This window comes from Stenotrophomonas sp. YJH_SMC_29, assembly GCF_059371235.1.
The window spans coordinates 92,375-118,317 of record NZ_JCAFUK010000013.1 but is presented as its reverse complement, the minus strand read 5'-3'; the positions used below and the strand labels follow the sequence as shown (position 1 = coordinate 118,317).

At 68.2% G+C, this 25,943-nt stretch carries 27 protein-coding genes and 1 tRNA gene; 14 read left to right on the top strand and 14 right to left on the bottom strand.

The annotated features are described in order from the left end of the window. Positions 1–65 precede the first annotated feature (65 nt). From zwf to eda, 5 genes are all read left to right on the top strand, one after another. Entirely contained in the window at positions 66–1,502 is a 1,437-nt protein-coding gene (gene zwf, locus AC5P9I_RS15005; protein WP_049468754.1) for a glucose-6-phosphate dehydrogenase, read from the top strand. Beyond that, positions 1,499–2,506, top strand: a complete 1,008-nt coding sequence (gene glk / locus AC5P9I_RS15000; RefSeq protein ID WP_049468755.1) for a glucokinase — start codon at positions 1,499–1,501, stop codon at positions 2,504–2,506. Before zwf ends, glk begins: the two co-directional genes overlap by 4 nt. Further along, on the top strand, positions 2,503–3,225 hold the full coding sequence (gene pgl / locus AC5P9I_RS14995; protein WP_049468757.1) for a 6-phosphogluconolactonase: 723 nt from the start codon (positions 2,503–2,505) through the stop codon (positions 3,223–3,225). The genes glk and pgl overlap by 4 nt, the downstream gene beginning before the upstream one ends. 58 nt (positions 3,226–3,283) lie before the next feature. Continuing rightward, positions 3,284–5,200, top strand: coding sequence for a phosphogluconate dehydratase (gene edd / locus AC5P9I_RS14990; RefSeq protein WP_049468759.1), 1,917 nt, complete (start codon positions 3,284–3,286; stop codon positions 5,198–5,200). A 231-nt stretch (positions 5,201–5,431) separates the two neighbouring features. Continuing rightward, entirely contained in the window at positions 5,432–6,091 is a 660-nt protein-coding gene (eda, locus tag AC5P9I_RS14985; protein ID WP_049468761.1) for a bifunctional 4-hydroxy-2-oxoglutarate aldolase/2-dehydro-3-deoxy-phosphogluconate aldolase, read from the top strand. A gap of 294 nt (positions 6,092–6,385) precedes the next feature. Here eda and AC5P9I_RS14980 read toward each other — a convergent pair whose 3' ends face one another. From AC5P9I_RS14980 to ispG, 3 genes are all read right to left on the bottom strand, one after another. Next, complete coding sequence (locus tag AC5P9I_RS14980) at positions 6,386–7,033, bottom strand: response regulator (protein WP_053506275.1); 648 nt, start codon at positions 7,031–7,033, stop codon at positions 6,386–6,388. Positions 7,034–7,234: 201 nt separating this feature from the next. Beyond that, positions 7,235–7,984 carry a phosphatase PAP2 family protein gene (locus AC5P9I_RS14975; RefSeq protein ID WP_049468765.1) on the bottom strand — a complete coding sequence of 250 codons (750 nt, stop codon included), beginning with the start codon at positions 7,982–7,984 and terminating at the stop codon, positions 7,235–7,237. Further along, positions 7,965–9,230: a flavodoxin-dependent (E)-4-hydroxy-3-methylbut-2-enyl-diphosphate synthase gene (gene ispG, locus AC5P9I_RS14970; RefSeq protein WP_049468766.1), complete on the bottom strand. Its 1,266-nt coding sequence runs from the start codon at positions 9,228–9,230 to the stop codon at positions 7,965–7,967. The genes AC5P9I_RS14975 and ispG overlap by 20 nt, the downstream gene beginning before the upstream one ends. A gap of 114 nt (positions 9,231–9,344) precedes the next feature. Between ispG and AC5P9I_RS14965 the strand changes: the two genes are divergently transcribed. Both AC5P9I_RS14965 and AC5P9I_RS14960 read left to right on the top strand, forming a co-directional pair. Further along, a complete protein-coding gene (locus AC5P9I_RS14965) occupies positions 9,345–10,571 on the top strand; it encodes an ATP-binding protein (protein WP_064238171.1) in 1,227 nt (408 codons plus the stop codon). Next, positions 10,568–11,137, top strand: a complete 570-nt coding sequence (locus AC5P9I_RS14960; RefSeq protein ID WP_049468770.1) for a response regulator transcription factor — start codon at positions 10,568–10,570, stop codon at positions 11,135–11,137. Before AC5P9I_RS14965 ends, AC5P9I_RS14960 begins: the two co-directional genes overlap by 4 nt. Positions 11,138–11,697: 560 nt before the next feature. Here the strand turns inward: AC5P9I_RS14960 and AC5P9I_RS14955 are convergent. The 8 genes from AC5P9I_RS14955 to pcnB form a co-directional block, all read right to left on the bottom strand. After that, complete coding sequence (locus AC5P9I_RS14955) at positions 11,698–11,826, bottom strand: hypothetical protein (protein ID WP_262409009.1); 129 nt, start codon at positions 11,824–11,826, stop codon at positions 11,698–11,700. A gap of 38 nt (positions 11,827–11,864) precedes the next feature. Further along, positions 11,865–13,379, bottom strand: a complete 1,515-nt coding sequence (gene pgi / locus AC5P9I_RS14950; RefSeq protein WP_049466329.1) for a glucose-6-phosphate isomerase — start codon at positions 13,377–13,379, stop codon at positions 11,865–11,867. Next, entirely contained in the window at positions 13,376–13,756 is a 381-nt protein-coding gene (gene panD / locus AC5P9I_RS14945) for an aspartate 1-decarboxylase (protein WP_005409061.1), read from the bottom strand. The genes pgi and panD overlap by 4 nt, the downstream gene beginning before the upstream one ends. Before the next feature lie 87 nt (positions 13,757–13,843). Further along, positions 13,844–14,341, bottom strand: coding sequence for a hypothetical protein (locus tag AC5P9I_RS14940; RefSeq protein WP_049466330.1), 498 nt, complete (start codon positions 14,339–14,341; stop codon positions 13,844–13,846). A gap of 66 nt (positions 14,342–14,407) precedes the next feature. Beyond that, positions 14,408–15,247: a pantoate--beta-alanine ligase gene (gene panC, locus AC5P9I_RS14935; protein ID WP_049466333.1), complete on the bottom strand. Its 840-nt coding sequence runs from the start codon at positions 15,245–15,247 to the stop codon at positions 14,408–14,410. Beyond that, positions 15,244–16,059, bottom strand: coding sequence for a 3-methyl-2-oxobutanoate hydroxymethyltransferase (gene panB / locus AC5P9I_RS14930; RefSeq protein ID WP_005416119.1), 816 nt, complete (start codon positions 16,057–16,059; stop codon positions 15,244–15,246). The genes panC and panB overlap by 4 nt, the downstream gene beginning before the upstream one ends. Positions 16,060–16,093: 34 nt before the next feature. Continuing rightward, positions 16,094–16,579, bottom strand: a complete 486-nt coding sequence (folK, locus tag AC5P9I_RS14925; protein WP_049466335.1) for a 2-amino-4-hydroxy-6-hydroxymethyldihydropteridine diphosphokinase — start codon at positions 16,577–16,579, stop codon at positions 16,094–16,096. A gap of 6 nt (positions 16,580–16,585) precedes the next feature. After that, positions 16,586–17,965, bottom strand: a complete 1,380-nt coding sequence (gene pcnB / locus AC5P9I_RS14920) for a polynucleotide adenylyltransferase PcnB (RefSeq protein ID WP_049466337.1) — start codon at positions 17,963–17,965, stop codon at positions 16,586–16,588. Positions 17,966–18,017: 52 nt separating this feature from the next. Here pcnB and AC5P9I_RS14915 point away from each other — a divergent pair. After that, positions 18,018–18,092 (top strand) — tRNA-Glu (locus AC5P9I_RS14915). 228 nt (positions 18,093–18,320) lie between these two features. Here the strand turns inward: AC5P9I_RS14915 and AC5P9I_RS14910 are convergent. Continuing rightward, the gene (locus AC5P9I_RS14910) at positions 18,321–19,745 is read right to left on the bottom strand and encodes a sugar porter family MFS transporter (protein WP_049466339.1); all 1,425 of its coding nucleotides are present in this window, start codon (positions 19,743–19,745) and stop codon (positions 18,321–18,323) included. Positions 19,746–19,934: 189 nt separating this feature from the next. On the opposite strand from AC5P9I_RS14910, the gene fdxA reads away from it, so the two are divergent. After that, positions 19,935–20,258, top strand: a complete 324-nt coding sequence (gene fdxA / locus AC5P9I_RS14905; RefSeq protein WP_049411316.1) for a ferredoxin FdxA — start codon at positions 19,935–19,937, stop codon at positions 20,256–20,258. 175 nt (positions 20,259–20,433) lie between these two features. Here the strand turns inward: fdxA and AC5P9I_RS14900 are convergent, their stop codons facing one another. Both AC5P9I_RS14900 and dapA read right to left on the bottom strand, forming a co-directional pair. Beyond that, entirely contained in the window at positions 20,434–20,949 is a 516-nt protein-coding gene (locus AC5P9I_RS14900) for a hypothetical protein (RefSeq protein WP_049466341.1), read from the bottom strand. 32 nt (positions 20,950–20,981) lie between these two features. Further along, complete coding sequence (gene dapA, locus AC5P9I_RS14895; RefSeq protein ID WP_187756626.1) at positions 20,982–21,875, bottom strand: 4-hydroxy-tetrahydrodipicolinate synthase; 894 nt, start codon at positions 21,873–21,875, stop codon at positions 20,982–20,984. A gap of 164 nt (positions 21,876–22,039) precedes the next feature. Between dapA and AC5P9I_RS14890 the strand changes: the two genes are divergently transcribed. The 5 genes from AC5P9I_RS14890 to AC5P9I_RS14870 all read left to right on the top strand — a co-directional run bounded on the left by AC5P9I_RS14890 (position 22,040) and on the right by AC5P9I_RS14870 (position 25,840). Then, entirely contained in the window at positions 22,040–22,600 is a 561-nt protein-coding gene (locus AC5P9I_RS14890) for a glycine cleavage system transcriptional repressor (protein WP_005409051.1), read from the top strand. A gap of 91 nt (positions 22,601–22,691) precedes the next feature. Beyond that, on the top strand, positions 22,692–23,171 hold the full coding sequence (locus AC5P9I_RS14885; RefSeq protein WP_049466345.1) for a peroxiredoxin: 480 nt from the start codon (positions 22,692–22,694) through the stop codon (positions 23,169–23,171). An 84-nt stretch (positions 23,172–23,255) separates the two neighbouring features. Beyond that, entirely contained in the window at positions 23,256–24,656 is a 1,401-nt protein-coding gene (locus AC5P9I_RS14880) for a PhoH family protein (protein ID WP_049466347.1), read from the top strand. Then, the gene (locus AC5P9I_RS14875) at positions 24,653–25,159 is read left to right on the top strand and encodes a hypothetical protein (protein ID WP_049466349.1); all 507 of its coding nucleotides are present in this window, start codon (positions 24,653–24,655) and stop codon (positions 25,157–25,159) included. The genes AC5P9I_RS14880 and AC5P9I_RS14875 overlap by 4 nt, the downstream gene beginning before the upstream one ends. Positions 25,160–25,171: 12 nt before the next feature. Next, positions 25,172–25,840, top strand: coding sequence for a YoaK family protein (locus AC5P9I_RS14870; protein ID WP_064238151.1), 669 nt, complete (start codon positions 25,172–25,174; stop codon positions 25,838–25,840). The last annotated feature ends 103 nt before the right edge of the window (positions 25,841–25,943 follow it).

The following is a 25,943-nucleotide window of genomic DNA, read 5'->3' as shown; positions in this document are numbered from 1 at the left end:
GATGTCCCCCGAACCCAGCCATGAAGCGATTGACAACGATGTCACCCGGATCTGAAACTCGAGCGATGCACGACACCCTCTTCCTGTTCGGTGCCACAGGTGATCTGGCCCAGCGCTACCTGTTCCCTTCGCTGCTTCGCCTGCTTGGCGACGGCCTGCTGCCGGAGGACTTCCGCATCCGTGCGCTGGCCCTGTCCGGGCATGACACCGAAGCCTTCCATGACATCCTGCGGCCGCGCCTGCAGCAGGCCATGCCGATGGCCACGCAGGACGACATCGGCGCCCTGCTGCGCCGCATCGACTACCGCTCGGTGGACCTGCGCGACGTCGACTCGGTCGCCGCCGCGGTCGCCGACCTGGTGCACCGCAAGTGCGTCAGCTACCTGGCCATTCCGCCGGGCCTGTACATCTCCACCTGCGAAGGCCTGGCCAAGGGCGGCGCGCTCGCCGCGCCGGCACGGCTGATGCTGGAGAAGCCGATCGGGAGCGACAGCGAGAGCGCCGAGGAGATCATCAGCACCATCGGCCAGTGGATCGACGAGGACCGCGTGTTCCGCCTCGACCACTACCTGGGCAAGGCCGCGGTGCAGAACCTGATCGCGCTGCGCTTCGGCAACACGCTGCTGGAAGCGGTATGGAACCGCAACTACATCGAATCGGTGCACATCCTGGTGGCCGAGAGCGAGGGCGTGGACGGCCGTGACGCGTACTACGCGCGCTCCGGCGCGCTGCGCGACATGGTGCAGAGCCACATCCTGCAGCTGCTGTGCATGGTCGCGATGGAACCACCCGCCTCGCTGGAAGCCGACCGCATCCGCGACGAGAAGGTCAAGGTGCTGCGCGCCCTGCGCCCGCTCGATGCCAGGCACGCCGCGCGTGACAGCATCCGCGGCCGCTACACCGCCGGCACCATCAACGGCCAGCCGGCGCAGGCCTACCAGCCGCCGGAAGGCAGCGACGTGGAAACCTTCGCCGGCGTCACCGCGCACATCGACAACTGGCGCTGGAGCGGCGTGCCGTTCCACCTGGTCACCGGCAAGCGTCTGCCCGAGCGCACCACCCGCGTGGTGGTCACGCTGAAGCCGGTCACCCACTGGCTGTTCGAGCGCCCGCAGCGCGCGCAGGCCGCACCGAACCGCCTGGTGTTCCAGCTGCAGCCGCAGGAGAACATCGAACTGGGCCTGATGAGCAGCCTGGCCGGCCCGGAATGGGGCGCGCTGGAACTGCATCCGCTGGAACTGGAACTGTCGGTGCCGACCGGCCTGCACCGCCGCATCGCCTACGAACGCCTGTTCCTGGATGCCTTCAACGGCAACCACACGCTGTTCGTGCGCGACGACGAAGTTCGGGCGGCGTGGGCGTGGATCGACAGCGTCGCCGACGCCTGGAAGGAGGCCAAGCTGCCGCTGGAACCCTATCCCGCCGGCCAGTGGGGCCCGAGCAATGCGGGCGAGTTCCTGCCGCAGGGCGTGGACGCGCCGGACAGCGGAGCGTCGGCATGAGTGCCACCTCGCAGCCGGTGCTGGTTGCCGACATCGGCGGCACCAACGCCCGCTTCGCCCTGGCCGACACCTCGCAGGACGCGCCGCTGCGGAAGGACAGCATCCGCGAATACGCGGTGGCGGAGTTCCCATCGCTCGGTGACGCGGCGCGCCACCACCTGGAACAGATCGGCGCCAGCGCAAGCCGCGGCGTGTTCGCCGTGGCCGGGCGCGTCGATGGTGACGAAGCGCGCATCACCAACCATCCGTGGGTGATCTCGCGCAGCCGTACCGCCGCGATGCTCGGTTTCGACGAGCTGCACCTGATCAACGATTTCGCCGCGCAGGCGATGGCGATTTCGCTGCTTCAGCCCGACGACGTGGTCCAGGTCGGCGGGGCTGCCTGGGTACCGGGCAAGCCCGGCCAGCCACGCAACTACGCGGTGATCGGGCCCGGTACCGGGCTCGGCGTCGGCGGCCTGATCATGCGCCACGGCCGTTGCTATCCGCTGGAAACCGAAGGCGGCCATGTCAGCTTCCCGCCGGGAACCCCGGAAGAGATCCGCATCCTGGAGATCCTGTCCGAGCAGTTCGGCCGCGTCTCCAACGAGCGCCTGATCTGTGGCCCCGGCCTGGTCAACATCCATCGCGCGGTGTGCGAGATGGCCGGCATCGACCCCGGCCAGCTGCAGCCGGTGGACGTGACCGCCCGCGCCCTGCACGGTGATCCCCAGGCCATGCGCACCGTGGATGTGTTCTGTGCCGTGTTCGGTGCCATCGCCGGCGACCTGGTGTTGACCCAGGGTGCGTGGGATGGCGTGTTCCTGACCGGCGGCCTGACCCCGAAGATGCTCGATTCGCTGCAGCACTCGGGATTCCGCCAGCGCTTCGAGCACAAGGGCCGGTTCTCTTCCATCATGGCGCGGGTTCCTTCGCTGGCCGTGATGCATCCGCATGCCGGGTTGCTGGGCGCCGCTGCCTATGCCGCCGACGCCGAACGTGACGCACCAGGAGTTGCCGCATGACCCCTACCCTCCACGACGACCGCATCGAGTTCATCCCGCACGGCGATGCCGATGGCTGGATCGAGGCGGTGGCCGCCGAGATGGCGCAGACGCTCAACCACGACATCAACGAGGTGGGGCGCGCCCGCATCCTGCTGTCCGGCGGCACCACGCCGGCGCCGGTCTACCAGGCGCTGGCCGAGCTGGACGTGCACTGGGACCGGGTGGAAGTGAGCCTGGCCGACGAACGCTGGCTGTCGCCACAGGATCGCGACAGCAACGCCTGGCTGGTGCGCGAAAACCTGCTCAAGCGTGCCGAGGGCGCCCACTTCGATCCGCTGGTGCGGATCGGCAAGCCGCTGCCCGAATGCGTATACACCGCCAACCTGCAGGCCCAGCACAGCCAGCCGCCGAGCCTGGTGGCACTGGGCATGGGCAACGACGGCCACACCGCCTCGCTGTTCCCGGGCTCGAAGGACCTGGCCCGCGCACTGGAAAGCACCCTGCCCTATGCCGCGCTGGACGCCACCGGCTGCCCCGGGGCGAACCAGTGGCCACTGCGCATCACCCTGACCCCGCATGGCCTGCGCCAGTGCCGCCAGCGCCTGCTGCTGCTGCGGGGAAAGCAGAAGCTGCAGGTGCTGCGCCAGGCGCTGGACAGCAACGACGCCCAGCAGTACCCGATCCTCAATGCGATCAACCTGGACGGCGCGCGCCTGCGCGTCCACTGGGCTGATTGACGTCGGCGGCGGTGCCCTGCCGCCGCTTGCCTCTCGCCACCTCGAACGCCGGTAGCCAATGAGCCTCCATCCGCAACTGCAAGCCATCACTGAGCGCGTCATCCGCCGCAGCGCCGCCTCGCGCGCCGCCTACCTGGCCGCGATCGACGCCTCGCTGCGTGACGGCCCGTTCCGCAGCCGCCTGAGCTGCGGCAACCTCGCCCACGGGTTCGCCGCCTGTGGCGGCACCGACAAGAGCCGCCTGCGCGGCGGGGTGACACCGAACCTCGGCATCATCACCGCCTACAACGACATGCTGTCGGCGCACCAGCCGTTCGAGACCTATCCCGAACAGATCCGTGAGATCGCCCGCGAGCTGGGGGCCACCGCGCAGGTGGCCGGCGGCGTGCCGGCGATGTGCGACGGCGTTACCCAGGGCCGCGGCGGCATGGAACTGTCGCTGTTCTCGCGCGATGTGATCGCGCAGGCCACCGCGATCGGGCTCAGCCACGACATGTTCGACAGCACCGTCTACCTCGGTGTCTGCGACAAGATCGTGCCGGGCCTGCTGATCGGTGCGCTGGCCTTCGGCCACCTGCCGGCGGTGTTCGTACCGGCCGGCCCGATGACCCCGGGCATCCCCAACAAGCAGAAGGCCGAGGTACGCGAGCGCTACGCCGCAGGTGAAGCCACCCGCGAAGAGCTGCTGGAAGCGGAATCTGCGTCGTACCACGGCGCCGGCACCTGCACCTTCTATGGCACGGCCAACTCCAACCAGGTGCTGCTGGAGGCGATGGGCGTGCAGCTGCCGGGGGCGTCGTTCGTCAATCCGGGCACGCCGCTGCGCGATGCGCTGACCCGCGAAGCCACCGAGCGCGCACTGGAGATCACTGCGCTGGGGGATGACTTCCGCCCACTGGGCCGGATCATCGACGAGCGCGCGATCATCAATGCGGTCATCGCGCTGATGGCCACCGGCGGTTCGACCAACCACACCATCCACTGGATCGCGGTGGCGCGAGCGGCAGGCATCGTACTGACCTGGGATGACTTCGACGAACTGTCGCAGCTGATCCCGCTGCTGGCCCGCGTCTATCCGAACGGCGAGGCCGACGTGAACCGTTTCGCGGCCGCCGGCGGCCCGGCGTTCGTGTTCGGCGAGCTGATCAAGGCGGGCCTGATGCACGGTGACCTGATCAGCGTCGCGCGTGGCGGCATGGCCGACTATGCGCGCGAGCCGCAACTGCGCGACGGCCAGCTGGTCTATCTGCCGGGCCTGGAACGCAGCGCCGATGACGAGGTGGTGCGCGGCGTCGACAACCCGTTCGAGCACCAGGGTGGCCTGCGCCTGCTGCGCGGCAACCTGGGCAAGTCGCTGATCAAGCTGTCGGCGGTGAAGCCGCAGTACCGCACGATCGAGGCACCGGCGGTGGTGGTCGATGCGCCGCAGGTGCTGAACAAGCTGCATGCCGGTGGCCTGCTGCCGCAGGACTTCGTGGCGGTGGTGCGCTACCAGGGGCCGCGCGCCAACGGCATGCCGGAGCTGCATTCGCTGGCGCCGCTGCTGGGGCTGCTGCAGAACCAGGGCCGGCGCGTGGCGCTGGTCACCGACGGCCGCCTGTCCGGCGCCTCGGGCAAGATCCCGGCGGCCATCCACGTGACGCCGGAAGCCGCGCGTGGCGGTCCGCTGGCCAAGGTCCGCGAGGGCGACATGATCCGCCTCGATGGCGAAGCCGGCACCCTGGAGGTGCTGGTGGATGCGGCGGAGTGGGCGGCACGGCCACTGGCACCGAACACCGCACCGGCGGCACATGACCTGGGCCGCAATCTGTTCGCGGTCAACCGGCGCGTGGTGGGGCCGGCCGACCAGGGCGCGATTTCGATTTCGTGCGGTCCGGCGGCGGCCGATGGCGGGCCGTGGGAATACGACGCGGAGTACGAGTTGGGGCACGATGCCGCAGCGGCGGCGGCGCCGCATGAGGCAAAAGACGCCTGAGGGTTGGAGAGCGTTGCGGGCGTGCGTGGGCGGCAAGTGTCCTGGTTGAGGCGGCGGCTAGCCCCCACCAGGACACGCCGTGAACCCATCCATGGGGGCTCGGTCGCGCCATCCATGGCGCGAACGGTCCTGGCGGGGGCTAGCCGCCGCCTCCGGACGGTTTCATGGCGCCCTCGCGCCGCGAAGTGATCACTGAAAATCAAATTCGGAAGCAAAGGCAGAAGCAGAGCTATGGGTATCGAACAACATCAGGTGAAGGCGGCGGAGCTGTTGCATGCGGCGGGCATCCTGCCGGTGGTGACGGTTCATACGCTGGACCAGGCGCGTGCGGTCAGTGCGGCGTTGCTGGAAGGTGGCCTGCCGGCGATCGAGTTGACGCTGCGTACGCCGGTGGCGATGGACGCGCTGGCGATGCTCAAGCGCGAGCTGCCGGACGTGGTGGTGGGTGCCGGTACGGTGCTGACCGTGGAGCAGATGCAGCAGTCGATCGATGCAGGTGCGGACTTCCTGGTGACCCCGGGTACGCCGCCGGCCTTGGCCGATGCGCTGGCGGCTGCACCGCTGCCGGTGGTGCCGGGTGCGGCCACGCCGACCGAACTGCTGTCGCTGTATGCGCGTGGCTTCCGCGTGTGCAAGCTGTTCCCGGCCACCGCCGTGGGCGGGCTGGCGATGATCAAGGGACTGGCCGGCCCGGTGGCGGACCTCAAGCTGTGCCCGACCGGCGGCATCACCGAGAACACCGCCGCCGAGTACCTCGAGCAGAAGAACGTCGTCTGCATCGGGGGTTCGTGGATGGTACCGGGCAACTGGATCGCCGACGGCCAGTGGGACAAGGTGCGCGCCAGCGCTGCCGACGCCGCGAAGATCATCAAGCGCGTACGCGGCCACTGACATGAAGATCGGGGTCAGAGCCCTTTCCCGCCGGGAAAGGATCCGACCCCAGGCTGCGAGCGCGCGCAGCGCGCGACCCGCTCCTGCTCTTCCTTCTTCGTTCCGCGGTGGCGGCGCACGGAACCTGTCCGTGGCCCTGCGGAGGGATTGCGCAGGGGCGTAAGCGCCATGGATGGCGCGCCCGAGCCTCCAGGGATGGATTCACGGCGTCCCCTGCGCGGTCCCTCCGCAGGGCCAACCCCACAAATCCAACCGCACCACCACCGCGAGGGGCTCAGCCGTTGGCCGAATCCCTTACAACGGCCGTGCCGGATCTACCAGGCCGTACTGGCTGGCCATGCGCGCCAGTGCGATGTTGTCGTGGATCCCCATCTTCTCGAACAGTCGCGCCTTGTGCGTGTTCACCGTCTTCGCACTCAGGCTCAGGCGCCGCGCGATGTCTTCCTGGCGCAGGCCCTGGGTCAGCAGCAATGCAACCTCCAGTTCGCGCGGCGACAGGTTGTCGAACGGCGAACCGTTGCCCTCCACGGTCGACAGGGCCAGGTTCTGCGCGATGCTGGTGCCCAGGTAGCGCCGGCCCATGGCCACATCGCGCACCGCGCGCAGCAGCTCCTGTGCATCGCAGCCCTTGCCGATGTAGCCCGCAGCGCCCGCTTCGAGCAGACGCTTCGGCAGCGGACCGTCTTCCAGCACCGACACGATCACCACGCGGGTGTTGCGGTGGCTGCGGACGATACGCTCGGTCACCTCCATGCCACTCACGCCGGGCAGGTGCAGGTCGCACAGCACCACGTCAGGCAGCAGCTGGCGGACGTCACGCAGCGCGTCTTCGCCGGTCTCGGCTTCGCCCACCACCTCGATGTCGGTCTCCCCCGACAGGATCATCTTCATCCCGGTCCGGACCAGCGCGTGGTCATCCACCAGGTAGACTCGAATCGTCATCCACGTACCTCTTCGAATGCGGCCATTGCAGGTCAAGCTAGGCAGGGCGCCGATACCCCTGCAAGCGCGTTCGGGAAGCGAACCGGGCATTCTGCCTTGCGCATCACAGTACCGCGCGTTGTGCTTGTCCCCTGTCTTGCAGAACCTGCAGTAACGAAACAACTGATCTATTACGTAGACGCCCCGGAGGGGTCATCCACGTCAATCCCCCTGTGGTGATGCTTCGCTGGCCGTCGCTGGCGGCGAATCGTGACGTCGCCAAGGATGCCGGCGACTGAACATGACCAGATAGCACCCTACCACCCAAACCAGCGCCGCACACCATCCGGCCAGGATGTCCGAGGGGTAATGGACCCCCAGATAGACCCGGGAGACGCTGACCAGCAGGCTGAACGCGGGCGCCAGCAGCAGCACCGGCCAGCGCCAGCGGGTGTTCCAGGCCAGCAGCACCAGGGTCGCAGCCAGGGTCATCGAGCCCATCGCGTGGCCGCTGGGGAAGCTGAACGTCGATTCGGGCGCGATCGATTCCCACAGGCTGGGCCGTTCGCGCTGGAAGAACTGCTTGCTGCCCATGTTCAGCAGCGCCGAGCCCACGAAGCTGACCGCCACGAACGTGGCCTCCCGCCACCGCCGACAGGCCAGCAGCACGCCGATGATCAGCACGTCGGCCGGAATCAGGAACCATTCGTAGCCCAGCCTGGAAATGAGCACGAAAAAGCGGTCCAGCAGCGGCGAATGCAGGCCATGCATCTGCCACAGCAGCGGCGCATCGAAATGGAACGATTCAAACTCGTGGACTTCGTCGGCCAGGGCGACGAAGCCGGCCAGCGGCAGCAGCACGCCACCGAACAGCAGCACCAGGCGCCACGCATTGCGCGCCATCCAGTGGCGGAAGCCGGAGGCGGACTCCGGCGCGGCGAGGATCGCAGGCTTATCCGGCGCTTCGGACATACGTGCGTTCGACGTAATCGTCGATCAGGGCGACGAACTCCTGGGCGATGTTGTCGCCGCGCAGGGTCACCTTCTTCTCGCCATCGACGAACACCGGCGCCGCCGGCGTTTCACCCGTGCCCGGCAGCGAGATGCCGATGTTGGCATGGCGCGACTCGCCCGGCCCGTTGACGATGCAGCCCATCACCGCCAAGGTCATGTTCTCCGCCCCCGGGTGATGGACCTTCCACAGCGGCATCTTCTCGCGCACGTGGTTCTGCACCACCTTGGCCAGTTCCTGGAAGAACTCGGAAGTGGTGCGGCCGCAACCGGGGCAGGCGGTGACCAACGGCGTGAAAGCGCGCTGGCCCGTGGTCTGCAACAGTTCCTGGGCGACGATCACCTCCTGCGTGCGCGACTGGCCCGGCTCCGGGGTCAGCGAGATGCGGATGGTGTCGCCGATGCCTTCCTGCAGCAGCACGCCCAGCGCCGCCGACGAGGCGACGATGCCCTTGCTGCCGATACCGGCTTCGGTCAGGCCCAGGTGCAGGGCGAAGTCGGAGCGCTGGGCCAGGTCGCGGTACACCGCGATCAGTTCCTGCACGCCGCTGACCTTGGCCGACAGCACGATGCGGTCGCGCGGCAGGCCCAGCTCCACCGCCTGCTCGGCCGAATCCAGCGCCGAACGGATCAGCGCCTCGCGCAGCACGCGACCGGCATCCCAGGGCTGCGCGCGCAGGTTGTTCTCGTCCATCAGCTTCGCTGCCAGGGCCTGGTCCAGCGACCCCCAGTTGGCGCCGATGCGTACCGGCTTGTTGTAGCGGATCGCGAACTCGATCAACTGGGCGAACTGCAGGTCCTTCTTCTTGCCGAAGCCGACGTTGCCCGGGTTGATGCGGTACTTGGCCAGCGCTTCGGCACACGCCGGTTCGGCGGTCAGCAGCTGGTGGCCGTTGTAATGGAAGTCACCGATCAGCGGCACATCGATGCCCATCATCGCCAGCTTGTCGACGATGCGCGGGATCGCCGCAGCCGCTTCCACGGTATTGACGGTCAACCGCACCATCTCCGAGCCGGCACGCCACAACTCGGCCACCTGCTTCACGCTGGAGGCCACGTCGGAGGTATCGGTGTTGGTCATCGACTGCACCACCACCGGCTTGCCTCCGCCTACAGTGACCCCGCCGATCTGGACGGCGTGGGTCTGGCGACGGGGCCAGGCGGTGGCATCGGAAGGGGGAGTCGGGCGGGTGACGGCGTCGTGCATGCGGGCATTCTAGCGCCCGGCCCTGCATTCCGGGTGACTCGCATTCAGCCGGCGGCACGGCTGCGGCCGATTGTCGCAGGCACGTGCACGCCTGAACGCATACGATGGGCATGCATGACCGGTCCCGACGCCCCGTTTCTCCGCACCCTGTGCAGCCTGCGCTGGCTTGCCGTAGGTGGCCAGGCCGCCACCATCCTGGTCGCCACCTGGGTGCTGGGCCTGCCGTTGCCGCAGCAGCCGTTGTGGGCGGGTGTGGCCGTGCTTGCCCTGTTCAACATCTACACCCAGCTGCGCCCGGAAGCGGCCGACACCGCGCCGCTGACCGCATTCGGCCACATCCTGGTGGACGTGATCATCCTGACCTGGATGGTGGGCTGGAGTGGCGGCATGGCCAACCCGTTCAGTTCGCTGTTCCTGATCCTGATCGCGCTGGCGGCGTTCGCCCTGCCCCTGCGCTGGGCACTGGCGGTCGCCCTGGCCTGCCTGCTCGGTTACGCCGCCAGCGGCATCTTCGGCCAGCCGCTGCCGGATGGCTATTTCCGTGCGCAGGACCTCAACCGCTGGGGCGTGGTCGCCAACTTCCTGATCTCCGCTGCGGTGGTGCTGACCTTCTCCACCCGGCTGGCGCTGGCGCTGCGCCAGCGCGAACTGGAACTGTCGGCGCTGCGCGAGCGTTTCGCCCGCAACGAGGGCATCGTCGCCCTGGCCACCCATGCCGCCTCGGTGGCACATGAACTGAACACGCCACTGGCGACCATGACCCTGCTCGCCGATGACGTCGCCGAGCGCAGCGAAGAGCCGGAAGTGCGCGAGGACATGGAAACCCTGCGCGAGCTGCTGGTGCAGTGCCGCGAGCGCGTGCTGGCACTGGCTGCCCCGGCGTCGGCCGATGCACCGGGTCGCAGCCACTCCAGCGCCCAGCAGGTGCTGGAGCAATGGCGCCTGGTGCGGCCCACCATCGACCTGCATCGCAACGACGATGCGCCGCTGCGGCTGCCACTCGACCCGGGCGTGGGCCACCTGCTGATGGTCCTGCTCAACAATGCCGCCGATGCCGGCGAACAGGCCGGCCGGCCACGCGTGGACCTGGACCTGCGCATCGAAGGCGACGACCTGATCGGCGAAGTACGCGATTACGGCCATGGCTTCGACGCCCGTGCCGCCGTGCTGCCGGGCCGGCTGTTCGGCAGCAGCAAGAGTGAGGGCATGGGCGTCGGCCTGGCCCTGTCCCATGCCACCATCGAACGCCTCGACGGCGAGATGTGGATGCGCCCGGCCCAGGGGGCCGGCAGCCGCGTCGGCTTCCGCCTGCCGCTGGCCCCACGCGAGGACACCCCATGAGCCTTCATCCCTCCCCCCAGGGCCTGCTGGTCGACGACGACGAGCTGTACCTGCGCACCCTGCAACGCAGCCTGGCCCGCAAGGGGCTTGAAACGCAGACCGCACAGGATGCGGCCAGCGCGCTGGCGCTCGCGCGCCAGCATCCGCCGGCGTTCGCGCTGATCGACCTGAAACTGGGCAGCGACTCGGGCCTGGCGCTGATCCAGCCGCTGCGCGCCCTGCGAGCCGACATGCGCATCCTGCTGGTGACCGGTTATGCCAGCATCGCCACCGCGGTGGAGGCGATCAAGCTGGGTGCGGATGATTACCTGCCGAAACCGGCCACGGTGCCGATGATCCTGCGCGCGCTGGGCGAAGAGGACGACGGCCCGGCCGACGATGGCGAAATGGAAGTGCCGGACGCGATGACGCCGATCAGCCGCCTGCAGTGGGAACACATCCAGCAGGCGATGCACGAAACCGGCGGCAATGTCTCGGCCGCCGCGCGCCTGCTCGGCATGCACCGGCGTTCGCTGCAGCGCAAGCTGGCCAAGCGGCCCAGTCCGGAACGCGACCCGAGCAGGTGAGGCGGTAGTGCCGGCCGCTGGCCGGCAGCCTCATGAACCATTGAAGCATCACCTGGATGCCGGCCAGCGGCCGGCACTACCAGGGCATCAGCGCTTCAGCTGCGCCAGGATCTCGCGGGTCAGCGCACCCAGCGCCTGCGCGGCAGCGCGTCGAGTGACGCGGTAGTGCCGGCCGCTGGCCGGCAGCCTCATGAACGATTGAAGCATCACCTGGATGCCGGCCAGCGGCCGGCACTACCAGGGCATCAGCGCTTCAGCTGCGCCAGGATCCCGCGGGTCAGCGCACCCAGCGCCTGCGCGGCAGCGCGTCGAGTGACGCGGTAGTGCCGGCCGCTGGCCGGCAACCTCATGAACGATTGAAGCATCACCTGATGCCGGCCAGCGGCCGGCACTACCAGAGCATCACCGCTTCAGCTGCGCCAGGATCTCGCGGGTCAGCGCACCCAGCGCCTGCGCGGCAGCGCGTCGAGTGACGCGGTAGTGCCGGCCGCTGGCCGGCAACCTCATGAACCATTGAAGCATCACCTGGATGCCGGCCAGCGGCCGGCACTACCAGAGCATCACCGCTTCAGCTGCGCCAGGATCTCGCGGGTCAGCGCACCCAGCGCACCCAGCGCCTGCGCGGCAGCGCGTCGAGTGACGCGGTAGTGCCGGCCGCTGGCCGGCAACCTCATGAACGATTGAAGCATCACCTGGATGCCGGCCAGCGGCCGGCACTACCAGGGCATCAGCGCTTCAGCTGCGCCAGGATCTCGCGGGTCATCGGATCGGCAATTGCCACCTCCTCGCCCTGCAGCGCCGGCAGCAGGCCACTGGCCAGCTGCTTGCCCAGCTCGACACCGAACTGGTCGAAGGCGTTGATGTTCCAGATCACCGACTGCACGTACACGGCGTGTTCGTACATGGCGATCAGCGCGCCCAGCGCCTGCGGGGTCAGCGCGTCGAGCAGGATCAACGTGCTCGGGCGGCCGCCCGGGTAATCCCGGTGCGGATCTTCGCTGCCCTGGCCATTGGCCAGCGCCTCGGTCTGCGCCAGCAGGTTGGCCAGCAGGGCCTGGTGATTGACCGTGTACGGATCATCGTTGTGCACGCAGCCGATGAAATCGGCCGGCACGATGCTGGTGCCCTGGTGCAGCGCCTGGAAGAAGCTGTGCTGCACATCGGTACCCGCCCCGCCCCACCACACCGGCACGGTGTCGGTGGTGACCGGCTGGCCGTCACGCTGCACGCGCTTGCCCAGGCTTTCCATCACCAGCTGCTGCAGGTAGGCCGGCAGCAGCGCCAGGCGCTGGTCGTAGGTCATCACCGCATGCGTGGCATGGCCCAGCAGGTTGCGGTTCCAGATGTCGGTCAGACCGTGCAACACCGGCAGGTTGCGCTCCAGCGGCGCATCCAGCGCGTGCGCATCCATCTGCGCCGCGCCTTCCAGCAGCTGTTCGAAACGCTCGAAGCCGATCGCCAGCGCGATCGGGAAACCGACCGCCGACCACAGCGAATAACGGCCACCGACCCAGTCCCACATCGGCAGCACGCGATCGGCGGCGATCGCGAAGGCCTTGGCGGCGCGTTCCGGGTTGGCGCTGACCGCATACAGGCGCTCGCTGCCGCCCAGCCAGTCGTGCAGGATCTGGCCGTTGAGCAGGGTTTCCTGCGTACCGAAGGTCTTGGAAATCAGGATGCCGGCGGTCTTGGCCGGATCCAGCGTGGCCAGCGTGCGCTGCATGGCGGCGCCGTCCACGTTCGAGACGAAATGCACGCGCAGGCGCGCGCCGGTGACCGGGCGCAGCGCGTCGGCGACCAGGCGCGGGCCAAGGTCGGAACCACCGATGCCGACACTGACCACATCGGTCACGCCACTGTCTTCCAGCGCGCGCACCAGCACGCCCATGCGCTGGCGGATCGCGCGCGCGGTGGCATAGGCCTCGGCCGCCACCGGCGCATCGACCACGTCGCCGCGCAGCGCGGTGTGCAGCGCCGCGCGACCTTCGGTCAGGTTGACCTGCTCGCCGCGGAACAGGCGGGTGATGGCACCGCCGACGTCACGGTCGGCCGCCAGCGCCAGCAACGCCTGCAGCGCCGCGGCATCGTATTTCTGCCGGGCAAAGTTGACGTACAACGGACCGACCCGCAGCGCCAGGTCCTGTACGCGGCCGGGTTCGGCGGCGAGCAGGCTGGGAATGCTTGCGCCCTTCAGGCGCTGGGCGTGGGAATGCAGCGAGTCGAATCCGTTGTTCGTTGTCATGCGGCCTGGGTCGGGATCGTGTCGTTGGTGTGGGTGATCTGGTTCTTGCCATCAACGTACACCAGCTTCGGCTTGAAGCTGTCGGCTTCCTGCTCGGTCATGCTGGCGAACGCGGCAATGATGATGATGTCACCGACCTGCACGTGGCGCGCGGCGCCACCGTTGAGCGAGACAACGCCGCTGCCGGCTTCGGCGCGGATGGCATAGGTCGAGAAACGCGCACCGTTGGTCACGTCCCAGATGTGCACCTGCTCGAACTCGCGGATGCCGGTGGCCGCCAGCAGGTTGTCGTCGATGGCGATCGAGCCTTCGTAGTTCAGCTCGGAATGGGTGACGGTGGCGCGGTGGATCTTGGTCTTGAGCAGGGACAGGTGCATGGGGGCGCTGCAACGGCAAAGGAAAGAGCGGATTCTAGCACCCGCTTGGCCGTCGTCAGGGGGCTGCCGCAGGACGCTGAAGGCCGTTCAGGCGCCTTCGCCCCGCGGCGCTGGCGCGGCAGGGACGGCACCGCCCTGCAGTGACAGCCGGAATACCGCATGGAAGGCCAGCCCGGCGGCCAGGCCCAGCCCCCCGGCCAACGACACCGTCAGCCCATAGCTGATCACATCGAAGGTATCCACATAGCGCAGGCGCTGCAGCAGCGGCCCCTGGACCGCACCCGGCCATTCATGGACCGCCATGGCCAGCGCGCCCAGCGCAGCCCCCACAAACGCGAAGCTGATCCGGCGCAAGGGCCGCCGGGACTGCAGGATCAGCGCCATCGGCAGGAACACCGCGATGGCGCTGCAGACGCCCAGCCCGAACATCAGCCCACCGCCGGTGAGCGCGGGCATCGGCGTGCGCCTGAATTCGAGCGCGAACAAGAGGCCGCCAAACAGCTGCGCCGGCAGCATGCCGGCCGCCAGCACGGCTAGGATCGTCGCCCGGGCAAGGCGGCCGGCGTCAGTGGCAGGGGTCTTCATATCCAGTCTCCCGTCCGTGGGATGGTGAGAGGCGCCCGTTGCGGGCGCCCCGGAGCCACGTGCGGCTCAGAACTCCAGGTTGTCGATCAACCGGGTGGTGCCCAGGCGCGCGGCAATCAGCGCCACGCGGCCACCGCCGTCGAAGGTCGGCTCGGCCAGTTCCGGGGTGCGCAGCACCGCGTAGTCGACCTGGAAACCGGCCGCCTGCAGCGCGGCGGTGGCATCCGCCTCGATGCGTTCGCGCGGGTGACCGGCTACGTAGCCCTCGCGCATGCCCAGCAGGGTGCGGTGGATGGTGGTCGCGACGGGGCGCTGTTCGTCGCTCAGGTACTGGTTGCGCGAACTCTTGGCCAGGCCATCCTCGTCGCGCACGATCTCAGCACCGACGATCTGGATCGGGAACGACAGCTCGGTCACCATCTGCCTGATGACCGCCAACTGCTGGTAATCCTTGCGGCCGAACACGGCCACGTCCGGCTGGACCTGCAGGAACAGGCGCGCCACCACGGTGCAGACGCCATCGAAGTGGCCCGGCCGGCTGGCGCCTTCCAGCACTTCACTGACACCCGGCGCATGCATCTGCGTGGTCTTGTCCACGCCCAGCGGGTACATCACCTCGACGCTGGGCAGCCACACCGCGTCGCAGCCGGCCTGCTCCAGCCCGGCCACGTCGGCCTCGGGCGTGCGCGGGTAGCGATTGAAATCCTCGTTGGGGCCGAACTGGGTCGGATTGACGAAAATGCTCGCCACCACCTTGTCGGCGTACTGGCGGGCCAGCGCCACCAGCGAATGGTGGCCGCCATGCAGGTTGCCCATGGTCGGCACCAGCGCTACGCGCAGGCCGTCCTGCTTCCACTGGGCGATCTGCGCGCGCAGTGCGCCGAGTTCGTTGAAGGTCTGGATCATTGGGCGTAGGCGTGCTGTTCGTCGGGGAAGCTGCCGTCGCGCACGGCGTCGGCGTAGGCGCGGGTAGCACCGGCCACCGAACCGCCTTCGGCAAGGAAGTCCTTGACGAACTTGGGACGGCGATGGCCGCTGTCCAGGCCCAGGAAGTCGTGCAGCACCAGCACCTGGCCGTCGCACTGCGGGCCGGCACCGATGCCGATGGTCGGCACATCCACCGCGGCGGTCACTTCTGCGGCGACCGGGGTCGGCACGCATTCGAGCACCATGATGCTGGCACCGGCCGCGGCCACGGCCTTGGCATCCTCGACCAGCTGGCGGGCGGCATCGCCGCGGCCCTGGATCTTGAAGCCGCCCAGGCGCAGCACCGATTGCGGGGTCAGGCCCAGGTGCGCGCAGACCGGAATCTCGCGCTCGACCAGGTAGCGGATGATGTCGACCTTGAAGCCGGCCCCTTCGATCTTGACCATCTCGGCACCGGCCTGCAGCAGCTGCAGCGAAGCATCCAGCGCGCGCTCCGGGGTGGCATCGGCGCCGAACGGCAGGTCGGCCACCAGCAGCGCACGCTGCAGCACGCGGGCCACGGCGCGGGTGTGGTAGACCATGTCGGCCACGGTCACCGGCAGGGTCGAATCATGGCCCTGCACGACCATGCCCAGCGAATCGCCGATCAGGATCAGGTCAACGCCATTTGCGTCGAAGGTGCGGGCGAAGCCGGCGTCGTAGGCGGTCAACATGACCAGCTTCTGGCCATTGCGCTTGGCCTCGGCCAGGGCGGGAACGGTCCAGGGCTTGCTGTCTGCGTGGGTGCTCATGTGCTGATAACCGGGGGAGATAACCCGGGCATTATCACCCTATCGGCGCGATCCCGCAGGCATCCACCCGCATCACTGCATCCCGCACGCGGCCATGGCCGGGAATGGCCAGATCCGGTGCGATTTCGGCCAGCGGCACCAGCACGAAGGCACGCGCGTGCAGGTAAGGGTGTGGCACCTGCAGGCCCGGCTGATCGAGCACCTGCGCGCCGTACAGCAGCAGGTCCAGGTCCAGCGCACGCGGCCCCCAGTGCACCGCCGGATCGCGCACGCGGCCGAAGCGCTGCTCCAGCGCCAGCATCGCCTGCAACAACTCATCGGCCGGCAACGTGGTTTCGACCGAGGCCACCGCATTGACGAACGGCGGCTGGTCTTCCTTGCCCCAGGCCGGCGTCGCGTAAAGCCGCGAGGCCTGGCGCAGGCGGGTCCCAGGCAGGCCGTCCAGCGCGGCGATCGCCGCGCCCACGGTGGCGGCCGCGTCGCCAAGGTTGGCGCCGAGGCCGATCCAGGCAAGGGTCATTGCTGCTTACTCGCCCGCTGCACCGGCCGTGGCGCCCGGACGACGCCGACGACGGCGGCGCTTGCGCGGCGCCCCACTCTCGTCCTCGGTCTCTTCGCTGTGCATCGCATCCAGCGACGATTCCAGCTCGCGTCCGGACTGCGCCTGCGCGTCGCGCCAGAACTCGACATCGGCAGCATGCTCGGACGATGCCACCTGGCGCAGGCTGAGGAAGTCGAACGCCGCACGGAAACGCGGGTGGGTCAGGGTGCGGAACACGCGCTTGCGCTGGCGCGAACCGAAGCGCGACTGCAGCAGCCAGATCTCCTGCATCGGCAGCGAAAAACGCCGCGGCAGCGCAATGGTGCTCAGCTGCTGCACGGTGACGCGGTCGGCGGCACGGCGCTGTGCCTCTTCCGGTGCCACGCCCTGCTTGAGCAGGGTCGCCTGCGCGCGGCAGAACGCCGGCCACAGCAGCAGTGCGAACAGGAACGCCGGCGAGACCGGCTCGTCGTTGGCCACGCGCGCATCGGTGTTGGCCAGGCCCTCGACCAGCATGCGGCGCAGCGCGCCGGTGCGGTTGGACTTCAACGCTTTGGCGCTTTCCGGGAACAGCACGTCGAGCAGGCCGTAACGCTCCAGGCCTTCGAAGCTGGCCACGCCGTGCCCGGACAGGAACAGCTTGAGCACTTCCTCGAACAGGCGCGCCGGTGCGGCTTCGTTGAGCAGGCCGGCCAGCTGCGGGATCGGCGCGGCGGTGCCCTCTTCGATCTGGAAGCCGAGCTTGGCCGCCAGGCGCACCGCACGCAGCATGCGCACCGGGTCTTCCTGGTAGCGCTGCACCGGATCGCCGATCAGCTTCATCAGACGTGCCTGCACGTCCTCGAAACCACCGGTGTAGTCACGCACCGAGAAGTCCTCGATGGCGTAGTACAGCGCGTTGCAGGTGAAGTCGCGGCGGACGGCGTCGTCTTCGATGGTGCCGTACACGTTGTCGCGCACGAGCATGCCGTTTTCCATCTCGCGGTCGCCGCTGCCGTCATCGCTGTTGGCACGGAAGGTGGCGACTTCGATGATCTCGCGGCCGAACACAACGTGGGCGAGGCGGAACCGGCGGCCGATCAGGCGGCAGTTGCGGAACAGCTGTTTGACCTGTTCGGGCGTGGCGTCGGTGGCCACGTCGAAATCCTTGGGTTGGCCATTGACCAGCAGATCGCGCACCGCGCCGCCGACAAGGTAGGCGCCGAAGCCGGCATCGCGCAGGCGGTAAAGCACGCGCAGGGCGTTCGGGCTGATGTCCTTGCGGGAGATCGTGTGCTGGTCGCGCGGGATGACGCGCAGGCTGAACGGTGATGTAGCAGGGGAAATGATGTTGGCGCTTCCGGTTGAAGTTTCGGGATTGCCCAATGGCATCGAGGTGCATATACTAGCGCTCCTGCCTCGGCAGCGACACAGTTACGCTCCCTTCGTCTAGTGGTTAGGACGTGGCCCTCTCAAGGCTAAAACAGGGGTTCGAGTCCCCTAGGGAGCGCCAGTCGCCGCAGCAGGAACCGAAAAAGCCCGCCTCGTGCGGGCTTTTCTGTTTTCCGGGGTACGCATTGGCATCGGTCGGTCTGGTCGCTTTGGCGCCTGCCGGCGATCGGCTTGAGCCGGTGGGGTCCCCCAGGGCAGGACACGCCGTGCGTGTCCTGGAGAGGGCGGTCTGCCCCCTCACACTCTGGACAGGCAGGCGCCAACGGAACGCAACCGAAGCCAGTCGCCGTCAGCCATCCATCTGCTCCAGCTCCTTGCCCTTGGTCTCGCGCACGTAGCGGACCACAAAGAAGATCGAAAGGATCGCCGCGACCGCGTAGATGCCATAGGCCCCGGCCAGGCCGATGCCGGCCAGCAGCATCGGGAAGGTCACGGTGATCGCGAAGTTCGAGGTCCATTGCGCGGCCCCCGCCACCGCCAGCGCCGGGCCACGGATCTGGTTGGGGAACATTTCGCCCAGCATCACCCACATCACCGGGCCCCAGGACATGTTGAAGAACACCACGTAGACATTGGCTGCGACCAGCGCCAGCCGGCCCATGCCATCGGACAGCTGCAGGCGCCCGCCGGCCAGGCTGCCGCTGGCAAAGGCCACCACCATCAGCACCAGTGCCACCGACATGCCGACCGAGCCGACCCACAGCAGCGGCTTGCGCCCGATGCGGTCGATCAGCAGCACGGTGAGCAGGCAGGCGCCGATGCTCAGCGCGCCGGACAGCACATTGATCAGCAGTGCGTCGCTTTCAGAGAAGCCCACCGCCTGCCACAGCACCGCGCCGTAGTAGAACACCACGTTGATGCCGACCAGCTGCTGGAACATGGCCAGGCCGATGCCCACCCAGAGGATCGGGCGCAGCCTGCCGGTAGCCCTGCTGCGCAGGTCGCCGAAGCGCGGCTTGTGCTGGTCCTGTGCCAGGCTGGCCTCGATCTCGGCCTGCTTGGCCCGGGCAGCGGCCTCGCCGTACAGTCGCGACAACACCGCCCTCGCCTGCCCCTGGCGGCCCTTCAGCACCAGGAAGCGCGGGCTTTCCGGAATCACCAGCAGCAGCACCAGGAACAGCGCGGAGGGCAGCGCCTGCATCCAGAACATCCAGCGCCACGCCTCATGGCCCAGCCACAGCGGCTCGGTCGAGGCGCCGGCAGCGCGGGCCAGCAGATAATTGCTGAGGAACGCCGCAAACAATCCGCAGATGATGGCCATCTGCTGCACCGTGGCCAGTCGGCCGCGATACCGCGCCGAAGCGACCTCGGCGATGTAGGCCGGCGACATCACGCTGGCCGCGCCCACCGCGAAACCGCCCAGCACGCGGGCCGCGACAAACAGCCAGGACGCATGGGCCGCGCCGGCGCCCAGCGCCGAAACCAGGAACATCAGCGCCGACACGATCAGGACGCCGCGGCGCCCCAGCCGATCGCCCAGCCAGCCGGCCAGGAAGGCCCCGATCGCGCAGCCCAGCAACATCGAGGCGACCTCGAAGCCCAGCGCGGCCTCGCTGGAATTGAAGGCCTGCCGCAGGCCATCGACCGTGCCATTGATGACACCACTGTCGAAGCCGAACAGGAACCCACCGAGGGTGGCCACGCAGCTGATCAGGACGATGAAGGCCGTGTTTTCACCGCCGTGGGAGGCGACGCCGGGCTGGGCGTGAGACATGGAAGATCCTGTTGGAAAGGGAGCCCGGCCACCACGGCCGGTTGCCGCGCAGCGTCGCACAGGCCCTGCCATGCCGCCAACGGCGGCCACGGCCGCGCCTGCCAGACGCCCGTTTTCGGCTCCGCGCCGACACCGGGGGCCAACCTGTTCTAGAATTGGCGGGTTCAGGAATCGATCCACCCCCAGCCCATGCCCTTTGTCGTCACCGAAAACTGCATCAAGTGCAAACACACCGATTGCGTGGAAGTGTGCCCCGTGGATTGCTTCCACGAAGGCCCGAACTTTCTGGTGATCGACCCGGATGAGTGCATCGACTGCACCCTCTGCGAGCCGGAGTGCCCGGTCAACGCGATCTTCCCGGAGGACGATGTCCCCGCCGGCCAGGAGGGCTTTGTCGCCCTCAATGCCGAGCTGGCGAAGGCGTGGCCGGTGCTGACCGTGCGCAAGGATCCGCCTGCCGACGCCGGCGAGTGGGATGGCAAGCCGGACAAGCTGAAACTGCTGGAGCGCTGAGAAGCGCCCGTTGCAGCAACGAAAAGGGCGCCCTTGGGCGCCCTTTTGCGTTTTCCGGCATACGCCAACCGCAGGATCCGGTAGGTGCCAACCTTGGTTGGCACAGAAGCGCCGACCCAGGTCGGCCTCTACCCGGGCAGCTGCGGACCTGGGCCCGCCCCCGCTCGACCGGCCCTTACGGCGCCAGCTTCGCCTTCAGCGCAGCGATCAGCTTCACCGGTGCTGCGGCCGTGGCCGGCAGGCCACGCGGATCGACCGCGGAGATGTAGGCGCCAGCATCGACGGCGACCACGCGGACCAGGAAGTTGCTGCCTTCATAGGCCACGTCGTACGAACCCAGCAGCTGCGCGCGGCTGGCGATGGTCACGCCCTCCACGCCTTCCAGCGCCGTGCCGACCTTGGCGAAGGCTTCTTCCTTGCCGCCGGCAATGGTGAAGCCCGTGGTGCCCACGGCCGGGGCAGCCGCGGCAGGTGCCGCCGGCTTGGTCGCCGAGGCCAGCGTCGGCACCTTGTTGTCACCGGTGGTGGCCGGCAGGTTCAGGTCCGGCGGCACTTCCAGCGGACGCATTTCCGGGGCCAGGGCGTAGTCGCCCTTGACGCCGCGCTTGAAGCAGCCGGTGGTGCCGGCAGCGACCGCCACAGCAAGCAGGGCATAGGACAGCACGCGGACGGTGGAAACGGATTGACGCATATGAATCTCCTGGGTCAGACCAAGACGGGAGGTCAGTGGCTGGAAAGGGCTTCGAGGGCGGCGATGTCGCCCGCAAGATGATCGGCGGCCGGGTGATGCGCTGCCGACAGCGGCAGCAGTGGCAGGCGCAGGTCGTGGCCGATGCCGATGCGGCGCAGCAGCGCCTTGACCGGGATCGGGTTCGGTTCGACGCCACAGAAATCATGGAACGGCTGCAGGCGCGCATCCCACGACTCGGTGGCTTCATGGTCGTGCGCGGCGGCCAGCTCGCACATCCGGCGGTAGGCGCCGGGAAGCACGTTGGAACCCACCGAGATCAGGCCATCGATACCGACCCGGATGGAACGGGCCGCGGTGCCATCGTCACCACTGAGCACCGCGAACTGCGGGCTGCGCAGTGCCAGCAGCGCGTGTACCCGGCCGGTGTCACCGACCGCTTCCTTGATGCCGACGATGTTGGGGTGGCTGGCCAGCTCGGCGACGGTCTCCGGCTGCATGTCGCAGCCGGTGCGGCCAGGCACGTTGTACAGGACGACGGGCAGCCCGCCCTGGTCGGCAACCGCGCGGTAGTGCGCGATCAGGCCGGCCTGGGTCGGCCGCACGTAGGGCGGAGTGACCACCAGCGCATGGCTGGCGCCCAGTGCGGCGGCACGACGGGTCTGTTCGATGGTCTTGGCGGTGCCGGACAAGCCGGTGCCGGCCATGACGGGAATGCGGCCGCCGATGCGTTCCACCGCACTGGCCAGCAGCTGGTCGTACTCGGCGTCGGTCAGGGTGGCCGCCTCGCCGGTCGAGCCGGCCACGACAACGCCATGGACGCCACCCTCCAGTTGCAGGTGCAGCAGGCGCTGCCAACCATCGGGATCGAGGGCACCGTCGGCCCGGAACGGGGTCGCCAGCGCGGTGATGAGGCCGGAAAGGGACAAGGACGTGCTGCTCTTGGCTGGGAAGGGAAAACGCCCGCCACGACAGGCCGGGGGCGACCTGAATGTTACTTGCGGCGCGAAAGCACGGGCAAGTATGCTGGACACCGGTGGATCCCCGCCTCTGGCGGGCATTCAGACTCACGCATGCATTACCCGGAATCGCCTTGACCGACACCACCCCGCGCCCCGCGCCGAGCGAAAACCACCTCCTGATCAACGCCTATACGACGCATCCGGAGTCCCCCCTGCTGTCCGTCACCCGCCGCATTGCCGACAGCGGCTGCAATCTGGTGGACGCACGCCTGGCCACGGTCGGCCGCGATGTCTCGGTCACCGCCCTGGCCACCGGCTCCTGGGACTCGGTGGCCAAGCTCGAGGCGATGCTGACCCGGCTCGAGCGCGAGGAAGGCCTGAAGCTGGTCTGGTACCGCACCGCCGCCAAGCAGGCGCAGTCCAACCTGCTGCCTTACATCGTCGAAGTGATCGCCGCCGACAAGCCGGGCATCCTGTTCCAGCTGGCCGACTTCTTCGACCGCCAGGGCATCACCATCGAGAACCTGCAGAGCACGCGCTACCGCGCCATGCAGACCGGTGCGGAGATGTTCAGCGCGCAGGTCACCATCGGCGTGCCGGCCAACATGCACATCGCCGCGCTGCGCGACGATTTCCTCGAGTTCTGCGACCACCTGAACCTGGACGCGATCATGGACCCGATGAAGTTCTGAATGAATTCCTGATTTTTCGCGCATCCCTCACGGGCGCGTGGCGTTTCATGCAATTGTCGTAGAAAGAACCCAGGCTCGACAGAAGGACCTCATGAACAACGGCGACACCCTGGACCGCACCACCCTCTCCCTGCCACTGGCGTTGTCCGGTGGCGCCCAGGCCACCCTCGGCGACTACGCCGGCCACTGGCTGGTGCTGTACTTCTATCCCAAGGACAGCACCCCGGGCTGTACCACCGAAGGCCTCGACTTCAACGCGCTGCTGCCGGAATTCAAGAAGGCCGGCGCGGTCGTGCTGGGCGTCTCGCGTGATTCGGTGAAGTCCCACGACAATTTCTGCACCAGGCAGGGCTTCGGCTTCCCGCTGGTCAGCGATGGCGACGAAGCGCTGTGCAACGCCTTCGACGTGATCAAGATGAAGAACATGTACGGCAAGCAGGTACGTGGCATCGAACGCAGCACCTTCCTGATTTCCCCCGACAGCCGCATCGTGCAGTCCTGGCGCAAGGTCAAGGTTGCCGGCCATGCCGATGCGGTTCTCGCCGAACTGAAGGCCTCCCAGTCCAAGTGAGTCCCACTGCCTACTGTGTCTGCCATCACCCTGCCCCGCAGCAGGCCGTGGTGGTTTTTCCCTGTCCGTAACCAGGAATCGACGATGACCCGAGGCAAGCGCATCTACGTGCTGGATACCAACGTGCTGATGCACGATCCCACCGCGCTGTTCAAATTCGAGGAGCACGACGTCTACCTGCCCATGCAGGTGATCGAAGAGCTGGACAACGGCAAGAAGGGCACCTCCGAGGCGAGCCGCAACGCCCGCCAGGTGAGCCGCTTCCTCAACGAGCTGGTGCAGGAATCGGGCCTGGACAACCTGGCCGACGGCATTCCGCTGCAGCGCCCCAACGGCCTGCAGCTGCGCGGCAAGCAGAGCGCCGGCAAGCTGCGCTTCCAGACCAGCCATTTCGATGCGGGCAAGAGCTTCGGCCAGGTCATTCCGGACAACGCCATCCTTGGCGCGATCCTGGCCCTGAAGGAAGAAACCCCGGACCTGCCGGTGGTGTTCGTCTCCAAGGACATCAACCTGCGGATCAAGGCCGCCATCGCCGGCATCGTGTCCGAGGACTACGAGAACGACCGCGCGCTGGACGATTTCAGCCTGCTCTACACCGGCGCCACCGAACTGCCGGAAGACTTCTGGAAGCGCCACGGCGACGACCTGCGCAGCTGGAGCGACAAGGGCCGTACCCATTACGAAATCCAGGCGCAGGACGGCGAGGAGTGGTATCCGAACCAGTATGTCTACCTGCCGGGCGAGGATGAAGTCGAGCTGCGCGTCAGCCGCGTGGTCGGCGACGGCAAGGTGGTGCTGTCGCTGGTCGATGATTTCCGCCACGGCAGCCACGCCGTGTGGGGCATCAGCGCACGCAACCGCGAGCAGAACTTCGCCCTCAACGCACTGATGGACCCGGAGATCGACTTCGTCACGCTGCTGGGTACCGCCGGCACCGGCAAGACCCTGCTGGCACTGGCCGCCGGCCTGGCGCAGACGATGGACCAGCAGCGCTATCGCGAGATCATCATGACCCGCGCCACGGTCAGCGTGGGCGAGGACATCGGCTTCCTGCCCGGCACCGAGGAAGAGAAGATGACGCCGTGGATGGGCGCGTTGACCGACAACCTGGAAGTGCTCACGCACAACCAGGAAGGCGGCACCTGGGGCCGCCAGGCCACCAACGACCTGCTGGCCAGCCGCATCAAGATCCGCTCGATGAACTTCATGCGCGGCCGCACCTTCCTGTCACGCTACCTGATCCTGGACGAGGCGCAGAACCTCACCCCGAAGCAGATGAAGACGCTGATCACCCGCGCCGGCCCCGGTACCAAGATCGTCTGCCTGGGCAACGTCGAGCAGATCGACACGCCGTACCTGACCGAAACCACCTCGGGCCTGACCTACGCGGTGGATCGCTTCAAGAACTGGCCGCACAGCGCGCACATCACGCTGCGCCGTGGCGAGCGTTCGCGCCTGGCCGATTACGCTTCGGAGGTGTTGTGAACCGCTGCACCCGCCTGCTGCTGCCCACGGCGGCGATCGCCCTCGCCGCCGTCCTGGGTGCCTGCACCACCACGCGCGGCCCGGCCAGCGTGCCGACTGCCGCGCGCACCGGCCAGTCCTGGGTGGTCACTCGCCCGATCATCGCCGCGCAGGTGCTCGATACCTGCTCGCGGCCCAGCCCGGGCCGCGAGCCCGGGCGGGTCAGCGGCTACTGGGCACCCAGCCGCCAGCAGGTCGACCAGCTGGAAGCGAAGCTGTCGTCGCTGGAGGCCCAGGTGCCGAAGGTGCTGGACTTCGACCGCCAGTACGTCGGCATCGAAAGCGCTGGCAAGCGGTTGATCTACATCAACGCCTTCCATCTGCCCGACGACAGCGGCATCAACCCGGCGCGGGAAGCGATCCGCGTCTGCGACGGCGGCGCGCAGTTCTGGGGCGCGGTGTTCGACCCGGCCAGCAACACCTTCAGCGAGCTGCAGTTCAACGGCGGCCTCGGCGGGCCCTGAGGGGCCCCGCCGATGGGAATCCGCCTGCCCACCTGGGTCTGGATCGGCGCGGTCGCGCTCTCGTGCGTGGCCGGCATGGTCAACGTGGTCGGCTTCCTCGGCTTCGAGCACCAGGCGGTCAGCCACATGACCGGCAGCACCAGCCAGCTCGGCATGGCGCTGGCGCAGGGCGACTGGCGCGCGGTCGGCCATCTGTGGGGGCTGCTGATCGCGTTCTCGCTGGGCGCGATGCTCAGCGGCCTGCTGATCCAGGACAGTACCCTGCAACTGGGCCGACGCTACGGCGTGGCGCTGGCGCTGGAGTCAGCGCTGCTGCTGGTGGCCATTCCGCTGTTCGAACGCCACCAGATCTGGGGCGCACTGGCCGCCGCGATGGCCTGCGGCCTGCAGAACGCGATGGCCACGACCTTCAGCGGCGCGGTGGTGCGCACCACCCATCTCAGCGGCATGTTCACCGACCTCGGCATCGGCCTGGGCCACCTGCTGCGTGGCCTGCCGCTGCAGGTGCGGCGACTGACCCTCAGCGGCCTGATCATCAGCGGTTTCCTCGGCGGCGGCATCCTCGGCGCCTGGCTGTTCATGCGCTGGCAGTACCACGCCCTGCTCGCCCCCGCCCTGCTGACCGGCCTGACCGGGCTGGGTTATGTGCTGTACCAGCAGTGGGCGCGTTGGCGGCACTGAGGGCCGCGCTCTGGGGGTCAGGTCCCTTTTCCTGCGAAAAAGGGGTCTGACCCCTTCTACCAAGGCATCCACGCATGGCGCGGATCTACTTTCCCCAGCTGGA

Excerpts from the sequence above, each read along its gene's own strand:
- zwf (WP_049468754.1), top strand. The coding sequence starts at position 66 with ATGCACGACACCCTCTTCCTGTTCGGTGCCACAGGTGATCTGGCCCAG.
- glk (WP_049468755.1), top strand. The coding sequence starts at position 1,499 with ATGAGTGCCACCTCGCAGCCGGTGCTGGTTGCCGACATCGGCGGCACC.
- pgl (WP_049468757.1), top strand. The coding sequence starts at position 2,503 with ATGACCCCTACCCTCCACGACGACCGCATCGAGTTCATCCCGCACGGC.
- edd (WP_049468759.1), top strand. The coding sequence starts at position 3,284 with ATGAGCCTCCATCCGCAACTGCAAGCCATCACTGAGCGCGTCATCCGC.
- eda (WP_049468761.1), top strand. The coding sequence starts at position 5,432 with ATGGGTATCGAACAACATCAGGTGAAGGCGGCGGAGCTGTTGCATGCG.
- AC5P9I_RS14980 (WP_053506275.1), bottom strand. The coding sequence starts at position 7,033 with ATGACGATTCGAGTCTACCTGGTGGATGACCACGCGCTGGTCCGGACC.
- AC5P9I_RS14975 (WP_049468765.1), bottom strand. The coding sequence starts at position 7,984 with ATGTCCGAAGCGCCGGATAAGCCTGCGATCCTCGCCGCGCCGGAGTCC.
- ispG (WP_049468766.1), bottom strand. The coding sequence starts at position 9,230 with ATGCACGACGCCGTCACCCGCCCGACTCCCCCTTCCGATGCCACCGCC.
- AC5P9I_RS14965 (WP_064238171.1), top strand. The coding sequence starts at position 9,345 with ATGACCGGTCCCGACGCCCCGTTTCTCCGCACCCTGTGCAGCCTGCGC.
- AC5P9I_RS14960 (WP_049468770.1), top strand. The coding sequence starts at position 10,568 with ATGAGCCTTCATCCCTCCCCCCAGGGCCTGCTGGTCGACGACGACGAG.
- AC5P9I_RS14955 (WP_262409009.1), bottom strand. The coding sequence starts at position 11,826 with ATGCTTCAATCGTTCATGAGGTTGCCGGCCAGCGGCCGGCACTACCGC.
- pgi (WP_049466329.1), bottom strand. The coding sequence starts at position 13,379 with ATGACAACGAACAACGGATTCGACTCGCTGCATTCCCACGCCCAGCGC.
- panD (WP_005409061.1), bottom strand. The coding sequence starts at position 13,756 with ATGCACCTGTCCCTGCTCAAGACCAAGATCCACCGCGCCACCGTCACC.
- AC5P9I_RS14940 (WP_049466330.1), bottom strand. The coding sequence starts at position 14,341 with ATGAAGACCCCTGCCACTGACGCCGGCCGCCTTGCCCGGGCGACGATC.
- panC (WP_049466333.1), bottom strand. The coding sequence starts at position 15,247 with ATGATCCAGACCTTCAACGAACTCGGCGCACTGCGCGCGCAGATCGCC.
- panB (WP_005416119.1), bottom strand. The coding sequence starts at position 16,059 with ATGAGCACCCACGCAGACAGCAAGCCCTGGACCGTTCCCGCCCTGGCC.
- folK (WP_049466335.1), bottom strand. The coding sequence starts at position 16,579 with ATGACCCTTGCCTGGATCGGCCTCGGCGCCAACCTTGGCGACGCGGCC.
- AC5P9I_RS14910 (WP_049466339.1), bottom strand. The coding sequence starts at position 19,745 with ATGTCTCACGCCCAGCCCGGCGTCGCCTCCCACGGCGGTGAAAACACG.
- fdxA (WP_049411316.1), top strand. The coding sequence starts at position 19,935 with ATGCCCTTTGTCGTCACCGAAAACTGCATCAAGTGCAAACACACCGAT.
- AC5P9I_RS14900 (WP_049466341.1), bottom strand. The coding sequence starts at position 20,949 with ATGCGTCAATCCGTTTCCACCGTCCGCGTGCTGTCCTATGCCCTGCTT.
- AC5P9I_RS14885 (WP_049466345.1), top strand. The coding sequence starts at position 22,692 with ATGAACAACGGCGACACCCTGGACCGCACCACCCTCTCCCTGCCACTG.
- AC5P9I_RS14880 (WP_049466347.1), top strand. The coding sequence starts at position 23,256 with ATGACCCGAGGCAAGCGCATCTACGTGCTGGATACCAACGTGCTGATG.
- AC5P9I_RS14870 (WP_064238151.1), top strand. The coding sequence starts at position 25,172 with ATGGGAATCCGCCTGCCCACCTGGGTCTGGATCGGCGCGGTCGCGCTC.